Here is a 17,799-nt window from a genome sequence, read left to right as displayed (position 1 = left end):
GCACAGGAGACCGCGATGACCGCCAACCCGCACGATCTGGCTCTCGAACCCGCCGCACAGGCCTTCGCCGAGGCGACCGACTCTCCGCCCTACCTCTACGAGCTCGAACCCGAGCAGGGCCGCAAGACCGTCGACGAGGTGCAGTCCGGCGACATCACCAAGCCCGCAGCCGACCTCGAGGACCTGACGATCCCCGGCGGTCCCACCGGCGAGGTGCGCGTCCGCATCGTCCGCCCGCGGGCAGCGACCGGACCGCTGCCGGTGATCGTGTACCTGCACGGCGCGGGCTGGGTCTTCGGCAACGCCCGCACCCACGACCGGCTGATCCGCGAGCTCGCCGACGGCACCGGCGCCGCCGTGGTCTTCCCCGACTACGACCGCTCCCCCGAGGCCCGCTATCCCGTCGCCCTCGAGCAGAACTACGCCGCAGCCGTGTGGGTCGCGCGCCACGGCGGCGAGCACGGGCTGGACACCACCCGCATCGCGATCGCGGGCGACTCGGTGGGCGGCAACATGACCGCCGCCGTCACACTGCTGGCCAAGCAGCGCGGCGAGGTCGAGTTCCGGCAGCAGGTGCTCTTCTACCCGGTGACCGACGCGAACTTCGACACCGGCTCCTACGACCTGTTCGCCACGGGCTACTTCCTGTCGCGCGAGGGCATGCGCTGGTTCTGGGACCAGTACACGACCGATCCCGCGCAGCGCGCCGAGGTCACGGCCTCACCGCTGCGCGCGAGCCTCGACGAGCTCGCCGGGCTGCCGCCCGCGCTGGTGATCACCGCCGAGGCCGACGTGCTGCGCGACGAGGGCGAGGCCTACGCCGCGAAGCTGCGGCGCGCCGGGGTGCCGGTGGTGGCCACCCGCTACCAGGGCGTGATCCACGACTTCGTGATGCTCAACGCGCTGCGCGAGACCCATGCCGCGGGCGCCGCGATCGGCCAGGCGGTCGCCACGCTGAGGACCGCGCTGCGCGCATGAGACGGCAGCGGGGTGCCGGTGCCGGCACCCCGCCGTCCGTCAGCCCTTCCAGTTCAGGGCCTCCTGCTTGATGGCCTCGACGTCGAAGTCGTTGTAGCGCTCGGCCAGGCTGTAGTCCACGAGTCCGCTCGCGTCCAGGTCCACCGGCTGGTCCACCATCTCGTAGCGGGCGAGCTCGTCGACCGTGGTCTGCATCGCGGAGTCGTCCTGCACGCCGTACTCACCCGAGGGGCCCGGCCCACCGGTGACGTCGAGCCTGCGGGTCAGGATCTCCACGGCCTGCTCGCGTGCCACCTGCTCGTCGGTGGCGGCGGGCTTGGACTGCGGGAACTCCTCCCAGTGCAGCTGGATCGCGGCCTCCGGGTTCTCCTGGGAGAACACCATCGCCTTGAAGAACGCCCGCACCATGCCGGTGACGCGTTCGGGCTCGTTCTCGATGCTCTCCTTGCGCACGACGAGCGCCGAGGTTCCGGTGAGCTCGTTGAGCGGCGTGTCCAACGGCCGCAGCTCGGTGCCGAGCAGGTCGCCGATCACGACGTTCGGCCCGTCGTAGCCCACGTAGGCCTGCACCTGGTCGGTACGGATCGCCTCCGCCGCCTGCGCGCCGTAACCGACGGGCAGGTACTCGGCGTCGGCCTCGGGATCCAGCCCCGCCTGCGCGAGCACTCCCTTGCCGTAGAGATTGCTGATCGAGGCGAGCGTGCTCGACCCGATGGTCTTGCCCTTGAGGTCCTCGACCGTCCTGATCGGACTGTCCTCCGGCACGGCGATGCGGAAGATGTTGCCGTTGGTGAAGCCCACCACCGCGAGCCCGTCGTCCTGTCCCGCCGCCGAGATGACCGCGTTCACCGACGCGTACGTCATGAACGACTGGCCGGTGGCCACCGACTGCACCGCCGACAGTGCGGTGTCGACCGGCTGGATGGTGACGTCGAGCTCCTCGTCGGCGAAATACCCTGCCCGCAGCGGCACCGACGTGTAGGACGCCGTGGTGGCCGTCAGCGACTTGTCAGCGACGGCGAAGATCACGCCGCCTCCCGCCGACTCGCTGGAGGCGCCGCAGCCTGCGACCGTGGCGGCCGTGAGCACGGCCGCGGCAGCGCCGAGCAACCGCCTGCGCGGGGTGGTGATGGTCATGGGTTCTCCTCGGGGACGGGGACGGATCAGCGGTTGCGGCGCACGAGCCGCTCGGTCAGGGTCAGGACTCCGTAGATGGTCAGGCCGAAGATCGACAGAACGATCAGCGCCGCGTAGGTGGCGGCCACCTCACCAGTGGTCGTGAACTGCTGGATGGCGTAGCCGATTCCCGTGCGCGAGGCCACGAATTCGCCCACGATCGCACCGATGAGCGCGAGCACCGCCGCGCTGTTGAGAGCGGGGAAGATGAACGCGAGCGCGTTGGGAATGCGCAGGTAACGAAGCTCTTGCCACTTGCTCGCCCGCAGGGACCGGAAGAGGTTCACCTCGTCGTCGCTGACCTCGGTGAGCCCGGCGATGGTGTTGGTGAGCACCGGGAAGAACGCCAGCAGCGCCGCGAGCACCACCTTCGGAGCGAGGTCGTAGCCAAAGATCGCCACGATCAGCGGGGCGATCGCGACCTTCGGGAACGTCTGCGACACAAGAATGTAGGGGTAGACGGCGTTGCGCAGGATGGGCGAGAACGCGAAGGCCGAACCCATGACGAGTGCGGCGACCACGGCGAGCAGGAACCCGAAGACGGTTTCCTGCACCGTCGCCGACAGGTGCGGCCACAACGTTCCGTCGGACACCATCTGCCCGAGTGCGGCCAGGACGTCACCGGGCGGGGCGAGCAACAGCGGTGACACGGCCCCGGAGGTCGCGAGCACGTGCCAGCCGGTGATGATCGCGACGAAGATCAGCACGGCGAGTACCGCCGACTTCATCCCGGCGCTGCCGCCGCGCGGGCGAGGTGGGGTGGCGGTCTCGTCGGCCACGGACGGAGCGAGCTTGGTCGCCATCACCGCTGCCCTCCCCGCTCGCCGAGCCGCGCCTCGTCGAGCACGGCACGCGCGTGCCGGATCGCCTCGTAGAACTCGGGTGTGTTGCGCAACGCGCGCTCGCGCGGACGCGGCAGGTCGACCTCGATGTCGGCGTGGATCCGGCCTGGCCGGGCGCTCATCACCACGACCCGGTCGGACAGGAACACCGCCTCCGAGATGCTGTGGGTCACGAACACCACGGTCTTCGGCTCGTGCTGCCACACGCGCAGCAGTTCGTCGTTCAGGTCCTCGCGGGTGAACTCGTCGAGCGCTCCGAACGGTTCGTCCATGAGCAACAGCGAGGGCTGCGCGATGAGCGAGCGCGCGATGGCCACGCGCTGCTCCATGCCGCCGGAGAGCTCCTTCGGATGGTGCTTCTCGAACCCGGCCAGGCCCATCATGGCGAGCAGCTCGACGGCCCGCGCCTCACCGTCGGCTCCCCTGCCGCCGTCGAGGTCGAGCGGGAGACAGATGTTGTCGAGCACGCTGCGCCAGCGCAGCAGGGTCGGCTTCTGGAACGCGATCCCGATCTGTGGCAGTGGCTCGGTCACCGTGGTGCCGTCGATCGCGACCGTGCCCGCGGAGGGCGCGAGCAGGCCGGCGATCATCTTGAGCAGCGTCGACTTGCCACACCCGCTCGGTCCGATCAGGGAGACGAACTGACCGGCCTCGACGGTGAGGTCCACATCGGACAGGGCATGGACGACCTTGCCCTTTCCCTGGAACGTCTTGGACACGGCGCGCGCCGTGATGGCGGATGGCTCGGCGGTTGCGCGCGAGCGCGCGTCCGCCAGTGTTCGGGTGGCCATCGGCTACTCCTCTCGGCTCGGCTGGTCGCTGCTCTGCGGCAGCACGTCGGCGTAGAACCTCAGCCAGTTGCCGCCCATCACGGCGGCGACCGACTGCTCGTCGAACCCGTACCGCCGCAGGGCCTCCTCCTTGGCCGGGAAGGCCCGGGTGTCCGGGAACCACGGCAGCGGCGGCTGCTTGCCCGGATTGCTGGCGGAACCGGCTCCGTACTGCGGCCGGGCGCTCCAACGGCCCTGACGCATCCACTGCAGGTGCTCGAAGGTGACCTTGCGGCCCAGGTCGGTACCGATGCCGACGTGGTCGACACCGATGAGGTCGACGGTCCTGGCGACCATTTCGGCCCACGCGTCGATGCTCTCGGCGTAGGGGCCGGAGATGTTGCGGTACCCCGAGACGCCGAGCACGCCGCCCCGCGCGGCGAGTCCTTTCAGGACCTCGTCGGACTTGTTGCGCCGGTGAGGCACGAGCGAGGCCGCGTTGGCGTGCGTGATCGCGACCGGCGCGGTGGAGTGCTCAATGGCCTCGATGCTCGTGCGATCGCCGACGTGAGAGAGGTCCACCGCCATGCCGACGCGGTTCATCTCGGCGACCACCTCGCGGCCGAAGCGCGTCAGACCGCTGTCGGGGTCGTCGTAGCAGCTGGCGCCGATGTCGTTCTGGATGTTGTAGGTCAGCTGCGCCACCCGCACGCCGAGGTCGGCGAAGAGCTCCACGAACCGGATCCGGCCCGCGAGGAACGCGCTGTTCTGGAACCCGAGCAGGATCGCGGTCCTGCCCTCCGCCGCGATCCGCTCGATGTCCGCGGCGGTGCGCGCGATCCCGATGAGGTCCTCGTTGTCCCGTGCCAGGTCACGCCAGGCGGCGAGCGAGTCCATCGACTCCAGCGCGTCACCCCAGTAACCGCACGTCACGGTGACGCAGGTGAGCCCGCCCTCGCGCAACTCGGTGAACACCTCACGGTCGAACTCACTGCATTCGAGTCCGTCGACGTAGTGCACTTGGTTCTCCTGTAGGTCAGGACGCGGCTTCGGCCACGTAGTCGGGATCGGTCTCGGTGAGGCCCGCGTCGCCACTGAGCAGCGCCGCCCCCGCGTGGTTGCGCGACAACGGGGTGTCGACGGTCAGCGCGTCGTTGGAGCGGTGGTACAGCCGCCACCACAGCTCGGCGGACACGACGATGCCGTGCAGCGCCGCGTCGAGCAGGTGCGCGCCGCCCGCCATCGCGGCGCGCGAGCCTTCCGCGGTCTCCTTCGGTCGTGCTCGCAGGACGTGCAGGCCAGCCTCGGTCTCCACGTTCACCTCGGCGCCGAACCGGGCGGCGAGCGAGCTCACGGCGGGCAGCAGGCCCGCCTCGGTCAGACCGCTCACCCGGATCTCGGCCTCGCCGTGTTCGGTCGCGGTCGCGATCGCGAGATCCAGCAGCGCGGGCACCGCGAACGGCGCGGGGACGTCCTGGGCGGCCACCGTGATCCGGGGCCCGGACTCCCCGGTGATCGTGGGCTTGTCCCAGGCATCGGCCGGGCAGCGGTCGAGAAACGCCAGTCCACCCAGACCGGCCGCCTCGGCCGCCACCACGACCTCGCGCACCGCGGCCCAGCTTCCCTTGGGCACGCCGAGCAACATCACGATCCGCTCGGTGACCAGCCGGGTCTCACGCAGGCTCAGCCGCATCTCGTCGCCGCTCATCGCGCCCCGCCCTTCCCGGACAACACCTCGTTGACCTCCTCGGCCCGGCGCAACAGGGCAGTGGTGGCCTTGTCGACGTCGAGTCTGCTCGCTGGCCCGGCGAGGCTGAGCGCGCCGACGCAGCCGCCGTGCACGTCGAACACGGGAGCGGCGATACCGGTGACGCCATCGAGCCAGCGACCGCTGGACGTGGCGTAACCGGCCTCGCGGATGGCGGCCAGGTCGTCGGCGTCCGGTACCTCGACACCGCGGGCTCGCAGGTCGTCAAGGCTGCGCTCGTTGGCCCAGGCCATCAGCACCTTGCCCGACGCGCTGCGGCCCAGCGGCATCTGCGCCTCGGCCCGGAGGTCGACCTGCAGGGTGCGGCCGGGTTCGAGGCGCTGGATGATCGTGGCGGTGTCACGTTCGAGGATCGCGAGCGAGACCGCCTCCCGGATCTCCTCGACGAGCCGTTCCATGGCGGGCAGTACGCGGTCGCCGAGTCCGGCCTGCCTCAGCGCCGACTGGCCGACCCACGCGGCACGCAGGGTGAGCCGGTAGGCACCGTCCTCGGCCTGCTCCATCCAGCCCGCCGCGGTGAGCGTCACCAGCTGCTGGTGCACCGCCGCCCGCGACCACCCGAGCTCGCGGGCCAGCTCGGACACCCGGACCGAACGCTGCGCCTGCGCGACCGTCTCCAGCACGCCGAGGCTCTTCAGAGTCGTGGACAACGGCTGCGTGCGCCGCTTGCCGTCCTCACTCACGCCAGTCCCCCTTCTGTTTCCGTGGAACCCGGCTCCTCCGGCCACCACCACACGCCGGGCTCCCCCGCCGCGATGTCCTCGCGCGTGGGGGCGCCCTGGAAGATCAGCCCGCGCAGGGTCCGGTTGAGGTAGTCCTTCGTGCGGTCCAATCCGTACAGTGCTCCGTTCATGAGCCGGATCAGCCTGGCTGGCACGAACTCCACGTCCAGAGCGTCCACATAGGGCTGGGCGTACGGATTCCCGCGCAGCGCCTGGAACCGTTCCACGGCGGCGAGATGACCGGGATTGTCGAAGAGGAACCTGCCGACACGGACGCCGGGATCGTAGGTGTCCAGCCGCGCTCGCAGTCCACGCGCGAGGCCCGGCACGTCCACGGAGAGGTCGAACCCACCGGGTACCTCCTCCCGGGGACCCGAGCGCGGTTCCTCGGAGGAACGGGACTTGTACCAGATGCGCCTGCGATCGCTCTCCGGTGCGATGGGCAGTTCCAGCGCCCACCGGTAGTCCTCGTCGAGCACGGTGCGCAGTTCACCGACGGTCATGCCCGGTTCCCGGACGAGCTGTTCGTCCACGAGCAGCTCCTCGGTGAGGCGCGCACAGTCGTCCGGTACGAACTCCAGCAACACCGCGTCGAGTGTTTCCTCGGTCTCCTCCGTGACGGTGCCCGCGACGGCACGTCGAAGCCGTTCGAACGCGGGCAGTTCCGGCGCGTCGAGCGGGTCACCGTCACGCAGCCTCGCCACGAGCCCGCGCACTGTCTCCAGCTCGGTGGCGACCCGCGCGCTGGCGGGGAAGACGTTGTAGGACATCGGATCCTGACGCCGGTAGGTGATGGCGCGGTCCAGCAGGCCGAGCAACGTGGCGTAACGGTCGTCGCCGGGAGGCGGGTCGAGTCTGCGAGCGGCGAGCAGCGCCCGTTCGCGCAGGCTCAGCCAGCGATCGACCAGCCGGGGGTGGTTGGCGACGAAGAGCACGAGCCCCAGCGCGGAACCGTTGCCGAGCCCGAGGTAGCGACGGTACTCCGGCGCCAGCGGCACGGCGCGTGACGAGGCGCCGCGGGCGAGCCGTTCGCACAGGTCGGCACTGAACTCACGCATGAGATAGGCCGTGAGCATCTGGGCGTGGTACGGCACCCGCAGCGGGTGCCGGTCGCCGTACGACAGAAAGGTGCGGGTGCCGAACGTACCGTTGGCGTCGAGCCCGGTGTTGCGCATGAGGTAGCCGATACCGCGCAGCACAGCCGGATCCGGCTGGCGCCCGTCGGCCAGGGCGTTGACGGTGTGGTCGAACGCGCGGAGGCTGCGGTTCGAGCGGCACCACACGAGGGTGCCCGGCGCGGCCCTGCCGGCGTAGAGCTTCGGTAGCTCCCTGCGGGTCTGGTCGAGGCGTGCGGCGTCGGCCTCTCCCTCCCAGAGCGCACCGACCATGTCCCAGCTCTGGCCGATGATGCGCGGAGTGCGGTCGACCATCCGCGGTTCGGAGCTGAAGGCCGCGAAGGAGAAGACATCCCGCCCCGTGTCCACCCGGTACACGGCGACGCCGTCGCCGTCGTCTCCGACGTCCATCGTGGACAGTTCGATGGCCCAGCGCTCCCGGGTCATCTTCTCGATCAGGGACCGGCTCGCGCTGAGCCGGGTCGGCTGCATGGCCGCCAGTCGCCGCGGATCCATCAGTTCCGCGGGGTCGCGGAGCGCGAGCCCGTCCACAGTGGCCGCACCGGCGGGTCTGCCAGCAGTACGCATCCACCCAACCTTCGTTCGGAGTTGTCATAAATATCTTGACAGTGTTCGCTTTTCCATGACACTATGTCGTCGCGCGCGCCCACACAAGAGGTCCGTGTCCATTCACCGCACGACAGCCGAAACCCGGCACGCTCCAGCCCATCCGCGAGTCCCCCGCTCAGGAGCGCGAGTCCCCCGCCAGGACCAGCGAGTTCCCCGCTCGAGTCGCCGAATGGCGCTTTCGCGTGGAGAACCACGCAGCGCAGATCGCGAGTCATGTGCTCAGCAGCGCGAGTTGGACGTTGCGGTCTGGTCACGGCCTCACGGCGGGCTGGGAACGCACAGCGGCGGGCGGGTCCCCTGCCGGGATCACGACGAACAAGGGTGAAAGGCCGCGCCGCCACGGGGAACTTCGTGAGTCCGGTGTGGGGGCGGGCACGGAATCCGCGGCTGCCGGTCTCGACAGCAGGATTCGCGAGTGGAGAATCCGGCGGATCGTTCACGAACGAGAGCGGGCAGTCCTCGCGACGCCGGGAGCCTCCCGCGTGTCGCCACTCGTCCGCGGCTCGCGTGGCTGCTGGACAGCGACATTCCGCCAGGGTGCCTCGGTGCGCGAGTCGTGCACTCGGGCGCGGGACTCGCGGTCGGGACTGCGCGACTCGCGGTCCCGAATGCAAGACTCGCGCACCGGGCCGCACGACTCGCGCGTGACGGCCCGTCGTGAGCGACCGGACAGTTCGTTGCCCGGAGCGCGGAACTCGCGGTCCCGAGCGCGGGACTCGCGTGCCGGAACGTGGGACTCGCGGTCCCGAGCGCGGGACTCGCGTGCCGGAACGTGGGACTCGCGCGCCCGAGCGCGGGACTCGCGTGCCGGAGCGCGGGACTCGCGGCGGTGGGGCGCGGGTTGGCTAGTGGGGGCGGCGGCGGGGGGTCAGCCGGACGCCCGGGAGGTCCGGGGCCGGGATGCGGGCGTCGCCGTGGCCGTCGACCCGGCCGAAGCGGGACTCGTCGTGGGCCTCCCACGCGGCACGTGCCTCGGCGATCTCCTCGTGGCTGCGGCCCACGAAGTTCCACCACATCACGAGCTCGTCCGGGAACGGCTCGCCGCCGAGCAGCAGTGCGCGGGCGCCGGCCGACGCCGCGATCTCCAGTTCGTCGCGACCCGTGCCGAGGTACAGCAGCGGACCCGGCGACAGCGGCACTCCCGCCACGGTCACGTCACCGTCCACCACGAGCAGCGCGTACTCGAAGTCCCTTCGCAGCGGCAGCTTCGTGCGCGCACCCGGCCCCACCGTCAGCTCGGCGCCCACCAGCGGCGTGTACACCGTCGCGGGCGACACCGCGTCACCGAGCGAGCCCACCAGCACGGTCGCGCTCAGCCCGTCCGCCTCGAACCGGGGCAACGCGACGTGCTGCTCGAACGCGGGCTCGACTCCGGTGCTCTGCTCGGGCAGCGCGACCCACAGCTGCAGACCGTGCAGCTCGGGCTCGTCGCCGAGCGAGAACTCCGAGTGCGCCACGCCGCGCCCGCCGGTCATCAGGTTGAGCTGGCCCGGCCGCACCACCACGTCGCTGCCGAGACTGTCGCGGTGCCGGATCTCCCCCGCGAGCGGCCACGTGACGGTCTGCAGCCCGATGTGCGGGTGCGGCAGCACGCGCATGTCCGACCGCGCCGGCCCGAACTGGTCGAGGAAGCACCACGCGCCGACGGTCGGCAACGCGCGCTGGGGCAGCACCCGGTCGACCTGGATGCCGCGCACCCCGCCGAGCGGCACCGTCCGTGCCTCCAGCAGCTCGGTCACCGCGCCACCCTCGTCCCTGCCCCGGCACGGCGTCTCCTCGGGGCGGACATCGAGGTTGCTCATTTGCCGCTCTCGCGTCGTTTGACGTGCGGCTCGTAGCCGGGGTTCTTGTCCAGGAACTTTGCGATGAACGGGCAGATCGGCACGATCACCCTGCCGCGCTCCACGACGTCGTCGAGGGCGCCAGCGGCGAGCACCTTGCCCAGGCCCTGGCCCGCGAAGGCCTCGTCCACCTCGGTGTGGACGAACACGGTGCGGTCGCCGCGCTCGCGGTACTCGGTGAAGCCGGCGAGCCGGTCGCCCGACCACACCTCGTAGCGGTTGCGCTCCTCGTTGCGGACCACGCTCGGCGGAGTCGTCTGCTCGGTCATGTGCCTCATCCTTCCTGGGTCGTCTGTCCACGCAACACGCGAGTGGCAGCCGATCTTCCCGGCGAGGCGTGGCGAGCTCAGACCAGCGGCCTGCCGGTGCGCAGCCTGCGCCGCAGATCCCACAGGTAGGCGTTGTACGGGAACTCGCGCAGCGGCCTCGGCAGCCGTCGCACGACGGCCGCGATCGCGCGCATCAGCCGGTCCCAGCGCCGCTGGTGCCGCGGCGACCAGGGCAGGCGCATCTCGTCGCGGAAGCGCTGCGGCAGGAACCCGGTGGTGACGAACCGGTTTCCCGGGCCGAACAGCGTCCGCAGCGGCTTCGGCAGGAAGGCCAGCGTCGCGATGCCGAGCAGGTACTCGCGCACGGTGTCGTCGATCGAGACCTGCGCCAGCGCGCCGTTCCAGTACCGCTCGAACGCGGCCCGGTCGGCGGGCCACATGTCCTCGCGCACCTGCAGCGTGGTGCCCAGCGGGGCGGCGGCGCGGTAGACGGCGTCGAGCTCGTCGGGTTCCAGGCGTCCGGCGAAGACGTGGTAGACGTCCTCGAAGCCCTTGTACAGACACGCCGCGACCCAGAGTTGCAGCCGCGGGTCCATGGCGCTGTAGCGGACGGGACTGTCCGCGGTGGAGTACACCTGCCGGTGCTGCCGGTCGACCGCGCGGCGGTAGGCCTGCCGTTCCTCGTCGGTGCCGAGCGTGGCCACGGCCAGGTAGGTCAGCGTCGTGCGCGTGCGCTTGAGCGGGCGGGTGTAGACGTTGCCGTCGTCGACCCTGCTCTCCACCACGCCGTACCCGACGCCGGGCCGCGCGAGCTGCATGATGATGTTGGCCCCGCCCGCCAGGAGCCCCGCGCCGATCACCATGTCGTCGCGAACGGCCCGCATCGTCTCCGGTCTCGCCGTGGCACCCATCGTCGGCTCCCATCTGCTCACGACCGTTCGCAGATATGCAACCGCCTCGGGCGCGGAGGTGTCAAGATGATCGGCATGGACTCCACACCGCTGCGGACCTACGGCGGCGTCACCGGCGGCGACCGGCAGGCCGAGCGCAGGGCCCAGCTCGTCGAGGCCGGACTGGACCTGCTGGGCGCCCGCGACGGCGAGCGCACCGTGAGCGTGCGCGGGGTGTGCAGGCAGGCGGGACTGGCGGCGCGGTACTTCTACGAGAGCTTCGCCGACCGCGACGCGTTCGCGCTCGCCGTCTACGACCAGGTGGTGCGCGACATCGCCGCCACGACGCTCGACGCCGTGAACGCCGCGCCGCCGCAGGCTCAGGCGAAGATCCACGCGGGCCTGGCCAGGCTCGTGCGCGTGCTCGCCGACGATCCCCGGCGGGGCAGGCTGCTGTTCTCCCCCGCGCTCGCCGGCACCCTGCCGGCGACCAGCCGGGCCGAGTCGACCCGGCTGTTCGTGGAGCTGCTCGGGATGCAGGCCCGCGAGTTCTACGGCGTGCCCGAGAGCCCTCGCCTCGCCATCACCGCCGAACTGCTGGTGGGCGGTTTCGCGCAGACCCTCACCTCGTGGCTCGACGGCACGCTCGCGGCCACCGAGGAGGAGATCGTCGAGCACTGCGCCGCGATCTTCGGTGCGGTGGCGGAGAAGATCTGAGCTCGGAAGTCCACTGTGGTCACTCCTGGCCGAGGAACCGCAGTGCGTTGCCGGAGAGGATCTTGGCGCGCTGGGCAGCGGTGAGGAACTCCGCTCGGCGCACCACCTCGCCCACGGGCCGCTCCCCCAGCGGGTAGGGGTAGTCGCTGCCCACCATCACGCGGTCCTCGCCCAGCACGTCCACCAGCAGCCGCAGCGCGGCCGGGTCGAACACCACGGAGTCGGCATAGAACCGGTCGGTGTAGTGGCTGGGCGGCCGTTCCGAGCGCCCGCGCACCAGGTCCCCACGACGGTGCCAGGCGTTGTCGGCGCGGCCGAGCCAGAACGGGAAACTGCCGGCGCCGTGAGCGAAACACAGCCGCAGCGTCTCGGGTACCCGGTCGAACACGCCGCCCAGGATCAGCGCCAGCACCGACAGGTGCGTCTCGGCAGGCATGCCGGTGAGCCAGCGCGCCATCCACCGGTCCAGCCGCGGGCCGTCCGGCATGTCCCACGGGTGCACGAACACGGGCGCGCCGACGTGCGCGCAGTGCTGCAGGAACGTCACCACGCCCTCGTCGTCGAGATCGCGTTCGCCCACGTGGTTGCCGATCTCGACCCCGGCGTGCCCCGCGGCCAGGCAGCGGTCGAGCTCGGCGCACGCGGCGTCGGGGTCCTGCAACGGAACCTGGCAGAACGGCACGAGCCGGGGGGCGTCCGCCACGCACTCCAGCGTGAGGTCGTTGAAGATCCGCGCCATCGCTGCCGCCTGCGCGGCGGGCCGCTCGTAGCCGAAGAACACCGGCGTCGGCGACACCACCTGGACGTCGACGGCGTCGGCGGCCATGTCGGCGAGCCGGGTCGCGGGGTCCCAGCACTGCGCGCCGACGGGGCGGAACTCCTGCTCCCCCACCATGATCATCGCCTCGCGTTCGGAGTCGAGACGCAGCCACGGCCAGCCCTCACCCCCGCACGCGGCGGCCAGATCCGGCCAGCCGCGCGGCACCAGATGGGTGTGGACGTCGACGACGGGCGCGGGCGTCATCCCTTGCCCGGGTGCTTCGTGCCGCACTCGCGGCACACCCGCGCCTGCTCGTCGGTGTAGAACGCCTCGAACACCGGCGGCAGGTCGGCGACGATGTCGCGCACCTGCAGCTCCACCTCGTGCACGAGCGCCGAGCAGTTCGGGCAGTACCACTGGAACTTCTCGAGCGTGCCCTCCTCGCGGATGCGCTCGATCACCACGCCGATGGAGCCGGGTTCGGGGCGCTGCGGGGAGTGCGGCACGTTCGCGGGCAGCACCCACATCTGTCCCTCACCGATGTGCACGGGCTCCACCCCGTTCTCGGTGACGATGTCGACGCGCATGTTGCCCGTGACCTGGTAGAAGAACTCCTCGTAGGGGTCGACGTGGAAGTCGGTGCGCGAGTTGGGCCCGCCCACGACCATCACGATGAAGTCCTGCCCGGTGGGAAACATTTGCTTGTTGCCGACCGGCGGCTTGAGCAGCGACCGGTTCTGATCGAGCCAGCCGGGAAAGTGAATGGGAGCGGTGATGCCGGTGGTGTCGGTCATGTCGTCCTCCTACTCCGTTGCGGATCGCGGCAGTGCGGCCACCGCGGACATCTCGATCAGCAGGTGCGGATGCGGCAGCTGGTGCACCGCGACCGTGGTCCTGGCGGGGCCCTGCTCGTCGAAGAACTCGCCGTACACGGCGTTGTAGCCGCCGAAGTCGTTCATCGACACCAGATACGTCGTGACGGACACGAGGTCCTCCAGCCCGGCGCCCACCTCGGCGAGGACGTCGCGCACGTTCTCCAGCACCGAGCGGGTCTGCTCACGGATGTCGAGCGCGGTGGTGCCCAGCTCGTCTGACTCGGCGCCCGCGATGGTGTTGTCGGGCCTGCGGCTGCTCGTACCGGAGACGAACGCGAACCCGCCCGCCACCTTCACGTGCGGGAACCGCCCGCGAGGCCGCGCCTTGCCCGCGACCGTGCGCGCACCGTCGCCGCTCATGGAGTCCCCTTTCCGCCGAGGTCGACGCAGACGTTGGTGGTCTCGGAGTAGAAGTCCAGCGAGTGCACGCCGCCCTCGCGGCCGATACCGGAAGCCTTGGTGCCGCCGAACGGGCTGCGCAGGTCGCGTAGGAACCACGTGTTGACCCACACCAGTCCGACGTCGAGCGCCGATCCGGCGCGGTGGGCCCTGCCGACGTCGCGGGTCCAGACCGCCGCGGCGAGGCCGTAGTCGCTGTCGTTGGCCAGCGCGTAGGCGTCGTCCTCGTCGTCGAACGGCGCGACGTGACACACCGGGCCGAAGATCTCCTCGCGGTTGGTCCTGGCGTCCGGGCCCAGCCCGGTGAGCACGGTCGGGCGCACGTAGGCGCCGCCGTCGCGGGCGTCGCCGAACTCGGGCACGTCGCCGCCCGCGTGCACCTGCGCGCCCTCGGCGCGGGCCAGGTCGTAGTGACCGAGCACTTTGTCGCGGTGGGCGCGCGAGATCAGCGGCATCGTGGTGAGCCCGGGATCGGACGGCCAGCCGAACGCCACGTCCCGCGCGTGCGCGGCGAGCCGCTCGGTGAACTCCTCGAACACCGGCCGCTGCACGTAGACGCGCTCGGTGCACAGGCACACCTGCCCGCCGTTGGTGAACGCCGAGCGCACCGTGCCCGCCACCGCGGCGTCCAGATCGGCGTCGGCGAACACGAGGCCGGCGTTCTTGCCGCCCAGCTCGAACGACACGGCCTTCACCCCGGCCGCCGCCTCCCTGCCGATGGTCGCACCGGTGGCCGACTCCCCGGTGAACGTGATCGCGTCGACCCCGGGGTGGCGGACGAGGTGCTCGCCCGCCGAGCCGGGACCGTAGCCGTGCACGACGTTGAACACGCCCGGCGGCAGTCCGGCGTCGCGCACGATCTCGGCCAGCAGCGTGGCCGACGACGGCGTCTCCTCCGACGGTTTGACCACCACGGCGTTGCCACATGCCAGCGCGGGCGCGACCTTCCACGTCAGCAACAGCAGCGGCAGGTTCCACGGCACGATCACGGCCACCACGCCGACGGGTTTGCGCACCGCGTAGTTGAGCGCCCGGCCTCCACCCGCGGTGCCCGTAAGGAACGACTCCCCCGGCGCGGCGCTGACGATGTCGGCGAACGCGCGGAAGTTGGCCGCCGCCCTCGGCACGTCCAGCGTGCGGGCCTGGCCGACGGGTTTGCCGGTGTCGGCGACCTCAGCGGCCACCAGGTCGTCGAAGCGGCGCTCGGCTTCGTCGGCGATGCGGCGCAGCACGGCCGCCCGCTCCAGCTCGGTGGTGCGCCCCCACGGCCCTCGTAGCGCCTCCCGAGCCGCCCGCACCGCGTCGTCCACATCGGACTCACCGGCCTCGGCGACCTGGCACAGCGGCTCGCCGGTGACCGGGCTGATCTTCGGGAACTCCTTGGCGGAGGCGGTGAACTCCCCACCGACGAAGTGCCGCAGCAGCTCGCTCATGACCGCCTCCATCGCGTCGTCAGTGCGCCGACGGTGCCGAGCAGGCCGAGTACGCCCGCGGCGCCCGCGCCGAGCAACCGGTGCTGGAGCCGCACGCGGCGGCGCACCGCCGAGTACGGCGTGGTCGAGAAGGACACGAGCTCGTAGCGCGAGACGTAGCGGCCCGGCAGCGCCCGTTCGAGCGCGTGCTCCACGCGCTTGCCCAGCTTGAACGCGGGTGAGGCGACCTTGTCGCGCATCTCCACGAAGTTGGCCAGCGCCATCTGCGCGATCGCCTCGGTGTCGGCGCGGCGTTCGGCGTCGAACAGCGGCAGCGCCGCGCTCCAGTCGCCACCCGTACGGTCGAGGCAGGCGTCGAGCACCACCACGTCCTCGAACGCGCAGTTGGCGCCCTGACCGTAGAACGGCACGATCGCGTGGGCGGCGTCGCCGAGCAGGCACACCCGGCCGCCGGTCTGCCACGGCGCGCACTGCACGGTGCCGAGCAGCCCCACGGGGTTCTCGCGGTACTCGGTCACGAGGTCCGGCACCAGCGGCACCACGTCGGGGTACTGCTCGGCGAAGTAGCGCTGCACCGCGGCGGGACTGCTGAGCGAGGCGAACGACGCGGTGCCGCTGGTCGGCCAGAACAGCGTGCACGTGAACGAGCGGTCGGGGTTGGGCAACGCGATCATCATCGAGCGGCCCCGGGGCCAGATGTGCAGTGCGCCGGGATCGAGCGCGAACTCGCCGCCGACGGCCGGGATGGTGAGCTCCTTGTAGCCGTAGTCGAGGAAGTCGAGCGTCTCGGTGGTGGCGTCGTGGCGCAGCAGCTCGCCCCGCACCGCCGAGCCCGCGCCGTCGGCGCCGAGCACCACGGCGGCCTCGGGGCGCACCGGACCCGTCGGCGTGTCGAAACACAGCGCGCCGGTGGCGGGGTCGAACCGGTCGAGGCGGTGCTCGAAGAACACCTCCACCTCGGGCAGTGCCTGCGCGGCGTCGAGCAGCGCGTTGTTGAGCGCGCCCCGGCTGATCGAGTTGATCGCGCGCTCGCCGTCGGCGCTGTAGGGCTGGAAGTCGAGCTCGCCGTCGGGGTCACCCGCCGGGTGGATCATCCGGCCCCGCATCGGCAGCGCGTCGGCGAGCACCGCGTGCTCGAGTCCGATGCGCCGCAACGCGTCGAGCCCGCGTTCCGACAGCGCGAGGTTGATCGAGCGCCCGCGCTCGGCGCCCGTGAGCCGAGGGTCGGCGCGGCGCTCGAAGAGCCGCACCCGCTCGCCACGCCGGGCGAGATAGCAGGCGAGCAGGCAGCCGGTGAGCCCGGCGCCGACGATCGCGACGTCTGCCCCACTGTCTCCGCGCGAGTTCATGACTCCTCCCCGGCGAGCCGGGCCAGCGCGTCGGCGGCGCGCCAGCAGTCGTGGTGGGTCGAGTACAGCGGCGCAGGCGCCAGCCGCACGACGTCGGGTTCACGCGCGTCGGTGACCACCCCGAACTCCAGCCGGAGCCTGCGGGACAGTGCGTCAGCTCCGCCGCGTTCCACCCGCAGCGACAGCTGCGCGCCGCGGCGATGCGGCTCCCGAGGGGTGAGCAGCGTGAGCGGGTGGGTCGCGGTGACGGCACCGAGCAGCTCGGCGAGATAGCCGGTGAGCCGCTCGCTGCGGGCGCGCAGCGCGGGCATGCCGACCTCGTCGAACAGGCTCAGCGACGTGCGCACAGGGCCCAGCGCGAGGATCGGCGGGTTCGACACCTGCCACGCCTCGGCCGTCGCGGGCGGGCGCGACACCGGCGCCATCTCGAACCGCGTGGCCTCCTCGGTGCTCCACCAGCCCTCGAACCGCGGCAGCGAGCGGTCGCCGAGATGCCGTTCGTGCACGAAGACGCCCGCGGGCGCGCCGGGTCCCGCGTTGAGGTACTTGTACGAGCACCACGCCGCGAAGTCGGCGCCCCACTCGTGCATCCGCAGCTCCACGTTGCCCGCCGCGTGTGCCAGGTCCCAGCCCACCACAGCCCCGGCGGCCCGGCCCGCCGCGGTGATCGCGGGGATGTCGTACAGCTCGCCGGTCAGGTAGTTGACGCCACCGAGCAGCACGAGCGCGATCGTGTCGCCCTCGCGGGCGAGCAGGTCGAGCACCTCCTCCCCCGACCCGGGGCGCACCACCGTCGTGTCGGGGTCGAGCCCGTGGAAGCGGGCCTGGCTGCGCACCGCGTAGCTGTCGGAGGGAAACGCCGCGTCCTCGATGACGATGCGCGTGCGCCGCCCGCGCGGCCGGTAGAACGACACCATCAGCAGGTGCAGGTCGACCGTCAGCGAGTTCATCACCACGGTCTCGGCGGGCAGCGCCCCGACCAGTCGCGCGGCCGACTCCGTGAGCAGCGCGTGGTAGGGCAGCCACGGCCTGCGCGCCTCGAGATGACCTTCCACGCCGAGCCGCGCCCAGTCGTCGAGGTCCTCCAGCAGTTCCGCACGCGTCGCGGCCGGCTGCAGGCCCAGCGAGTTGCCCGCCAGGTAAGCGGACTCGGCGTAGTCGCCGCCCTCTGCGGGCGGCACGAGGAACCGGTCCCGGTGCCCCGGGTCGGCCTCGTCGCGGCGCAGGGCGGCGGCCTCCGTGCGGTCGAGCGTCGTCGTCATCAG

18 protein-coding genes are annotated in these 17,799 nt (G+C 71.4%); 2 read left to right on the top strand and 16 right to left on the bottom strand.

All coding sequences use genetic code 11. The annotated features are described in order from the left end of the window. The first annotated feature begins 15 nt into the window (after window positions 1-15). On the top strand, window positions 16-978 hold the full coding sequence (locus JHE00_RS00265) for an alpha/beta hydrolase fold domain-containing protein (RefSeq protein WP_200313523.1): 963 nt from the start codon (window positions 16-18) through the stop codon (window positions 976-978). A gap of 39 nt (window positions 979-1,017) precedes the next feature. Here JHE00_RS00265 and JHE00_RS00260 read toward each other — a convergent pair whose 3' ends face one another. The 10 genes from JHE00_RS00260 to JHE00_RS00215 form a co-directional block, all read right to left on the bottom strand. Then, the gene (locus tag JHE00_RS00260; RefSeq protein WP_200313521.1) at window positions 1,018-2,115 is read right to left on the bottom strand and encodes an ABC transporter substrate-binding protein; all 1,098 of its coding nucleotides are present in this window, start codon (window positions 2,113-2,115) and stop codon (window positions 1,018-1,020) included. Window positions 2,116-2,141: 26 nt separating this feature from the next. Further along, window positions 2,142-2,957, bottom strand: coding sequence for an ABC transporter permease (locus JHE00_RS00255; protein WP_200313519.1), 816 nt, complete (start codon window positions 2,955-2,957; stop codon window positions 2,142-2,144). Beyond that, a complete protein-coding gene (locus JHE00_RS00250; protein ID WP_200313518.1) occupies window positions 2,957-3,787 on the bottom strand; it encodes an ABC transporter ATP-binding protein in 831 nt (276 codons plus the stop codon). Before JHE00_RS00250 ends, JHE00_RS00255 begins: the two co-directional genes overlap by 1 nt. Window positions 3,788-3,790: 3 nt before the next feature. Next, window positions 3,791-4,786, bottom strand: coding sequence for a dipeptidase (locus JHE00_RS00245; protein WP_307831753.1), 996 nt, complete (start codon window positions 4,784-4,786; stop codon window positions 3,791-3,793). A 16-nt stretch (window positions 4,787-4,802) separates the two neighbouring features. Further along, window positions 4,803-5,474, bottom strand: coding sequence for a hypothetical protein (locus JHE00_RS00240; RefSeq protein WP_200313516.1), 672 nt, complete (start codon window positions 5,472-5,474; stop codon window positions 4,803-4,805). Then, on the bottom strand, window positions 5,471-6,217 hold the full coding sequence (locus JHE00_RS00235) for an IclR family transcriptional regulator (protein WP_200313514.1): 747 nt from the start codon (window positions 6,215-6,217) through the stop codon (window positions 5,471-5,473). Before JHE00_RS00235 ends, JHE00_RS00240 begins: the two co-directional genes overlap by 4 nt. Further along, complete coding sequence (locus JHE00_RS00230) at window positions 6,214-7,959, bottom strand: hypothetical protein (protein WP_200313512.1); 1,746 nt, start codon at window positions 7,957-7,959, stop codon at window positions 6,214-6,216. The genes JHE00_RS00235 and JHE00_RS00230 overlap by 4 nt, the downstream gene beginning before the upstream one ends. A gap of 887 nt (window positions 7,960-8,846) precedes the next feature. Beyond that, on the bottom strand, window positions 8,847-9,803 hold the full coding sequence (locus tag JHE00_RS00225; RefSeq protein WP_200313510.1) for a pirin family protein: 957 nt from the start codon (window positions 9,801-9,803) through the stop codon (window positions 8,847-8,849). Beyond that, entirely contained in the window at window positions 9,800-10,111 is a 312-nt protein-coding gene (locus tag JHE00_RS00220) for a GNAT family N-acetyltransferase (RefSeq protein WP_200313508.1), read from the bottom strand. Before JHE00_RS00220 ends, JHE00_RS00225 begins: the two co-directional genes overlap by 4 nt. A 77-nt stretch (window positions 10,112-10,188) precedes the next feature. Continuing rightward, window positions 10,189-11,022, bottom strand: coding sequence for an oxygenase MpaB family protein (locus tag JHE00_RS00215; RefSeq protein WP_200313506.1), 834 nt, complete (start codon window positions 11,020-11,022; stop codon window positions 10,189-10,191). A 66-nt stretch (window positions 11,023-11,088) separates the two neighbouring features. On the opposite strand from JHE00_RS00215, the gene JHE00_RS00210 reads away from it, so the two are divergent. Next, window positions 11,089-11,718, top strand: a complete 630-nt coding sequence (locus JHE00_RS00210) for a TetR/AcrR family transcriptional regulator (RefSeq protein WP_307831752.1) — start codon at window positions 11,089-11,091, stop codon at window positions 11,716-11,718. Between the two features lie 19 nt (window positions 11,719-11,737). On the opposite strand, the gene JHE00_RS00205 is transcribed toward JHE00_RS00210, so the two are convergent. Genes JHE00_RS00205 through kynU form a run of 6 tightly spaced genes read right to left on the bottom strand, consistent with a single transcriptional unit; the run spans window position 11,738 to window position 17,796 of the window. Further along, a complete protein-coding gene (locus tag JHE00_RS00205) occupies window positions 11,738-12,742 on the bottom strand; it encodes an amidohydrolase family protein (RefSeq protein WP_200313504.1) in 1,005 nt (334 codons plus the stop codon). Next, window positions 12,739-13,272 (bottom strand): 3-hydroxyanthranilate 3,4-dioxygenase, encoded by a 534-nt coding sequence (locus JHE00_RS00200; protein WP_200313502.1) that lies wholly within the window; start codon window positions 13,270-13,272, stop codon window positions 12,739-12,741. Before JHE00_RS00200 ends, JHE00_RS00205 begins: the two co-directional genes overlap by 4 nt. 9 nt (window positions 13,273-13,281) lie before the next feature. After that, the gene (locus JHE00_RS00195; protein ID WP_200313500.1) at window positions 13,282-13,713 is read right to left on the bottom strand and encodes a RidA family protein; all 432 of its coding nucleotides are present in this window, start codon (window positions 13,711-13,713) and stop codon (window positions 13,282-13,284) included. Beyond that, window positions 13,710-15,185 carry a 2-hydroxymuconic semialdehyde dehydrogenase gene (locus tag JHE00_RS00190; protein WP_200313498.1) on the bottom strand — a complete coding sequence of 492 codons (1,476 nt, stop codon included), beginning with the start codon at window positions 15,183-15,185 and terminating at the stop codon, window positions 13,710-13,712. Before JHE00_RS00190 ends, JHE00_RS00195 begins: the two co-directional genes overlap by 4 nt. Beyond that, entirely contained in the window at window positions 15,182-16,534 is a 1,353-nt protein-coding gene (locus JHE00_RS00185) for an FAD-dependent oxidoreductase (protein WP_200313497.1), read from the bottom strand. The genes JHE00_RS00190 and JHE00_RS00185 overlap by 4 nt, the downstream gene beginning before the upstream one ends. Then, the gene (gene kynU, locus JHE00_RS00180) at window positions 16,531-17,796 is read right to left on the bottom strand and encodes a kynureninase (protein WP_200313495.1); all 1,266 of its coding nucleotides are present in this window, start codon (window positions 17,794-17,796) and stop codon (window positions 16,531-16,533) included. The genes JHE00_RS00185 and kynU overlap by 4 nt, the downstream gene beginning before the upstream one ends. Window positions 17,797-17,799: the final 3 nt, after the last annotated feature.

The organism is Prauserella cavernicola (assembly GCF_016595675.1).
GTDB lineage: Bacteria > Actinomycetota > Actinomycetes > Mycobacteriales > Pseudonocardiaceae > Prauserella_A > Prauserella_A cavernicola.
The sequence above is the reverse complement of the archived record's forward strand: the minus strand, read 5'-3'. Positions and strand labels throughout refer to the sequence as shown.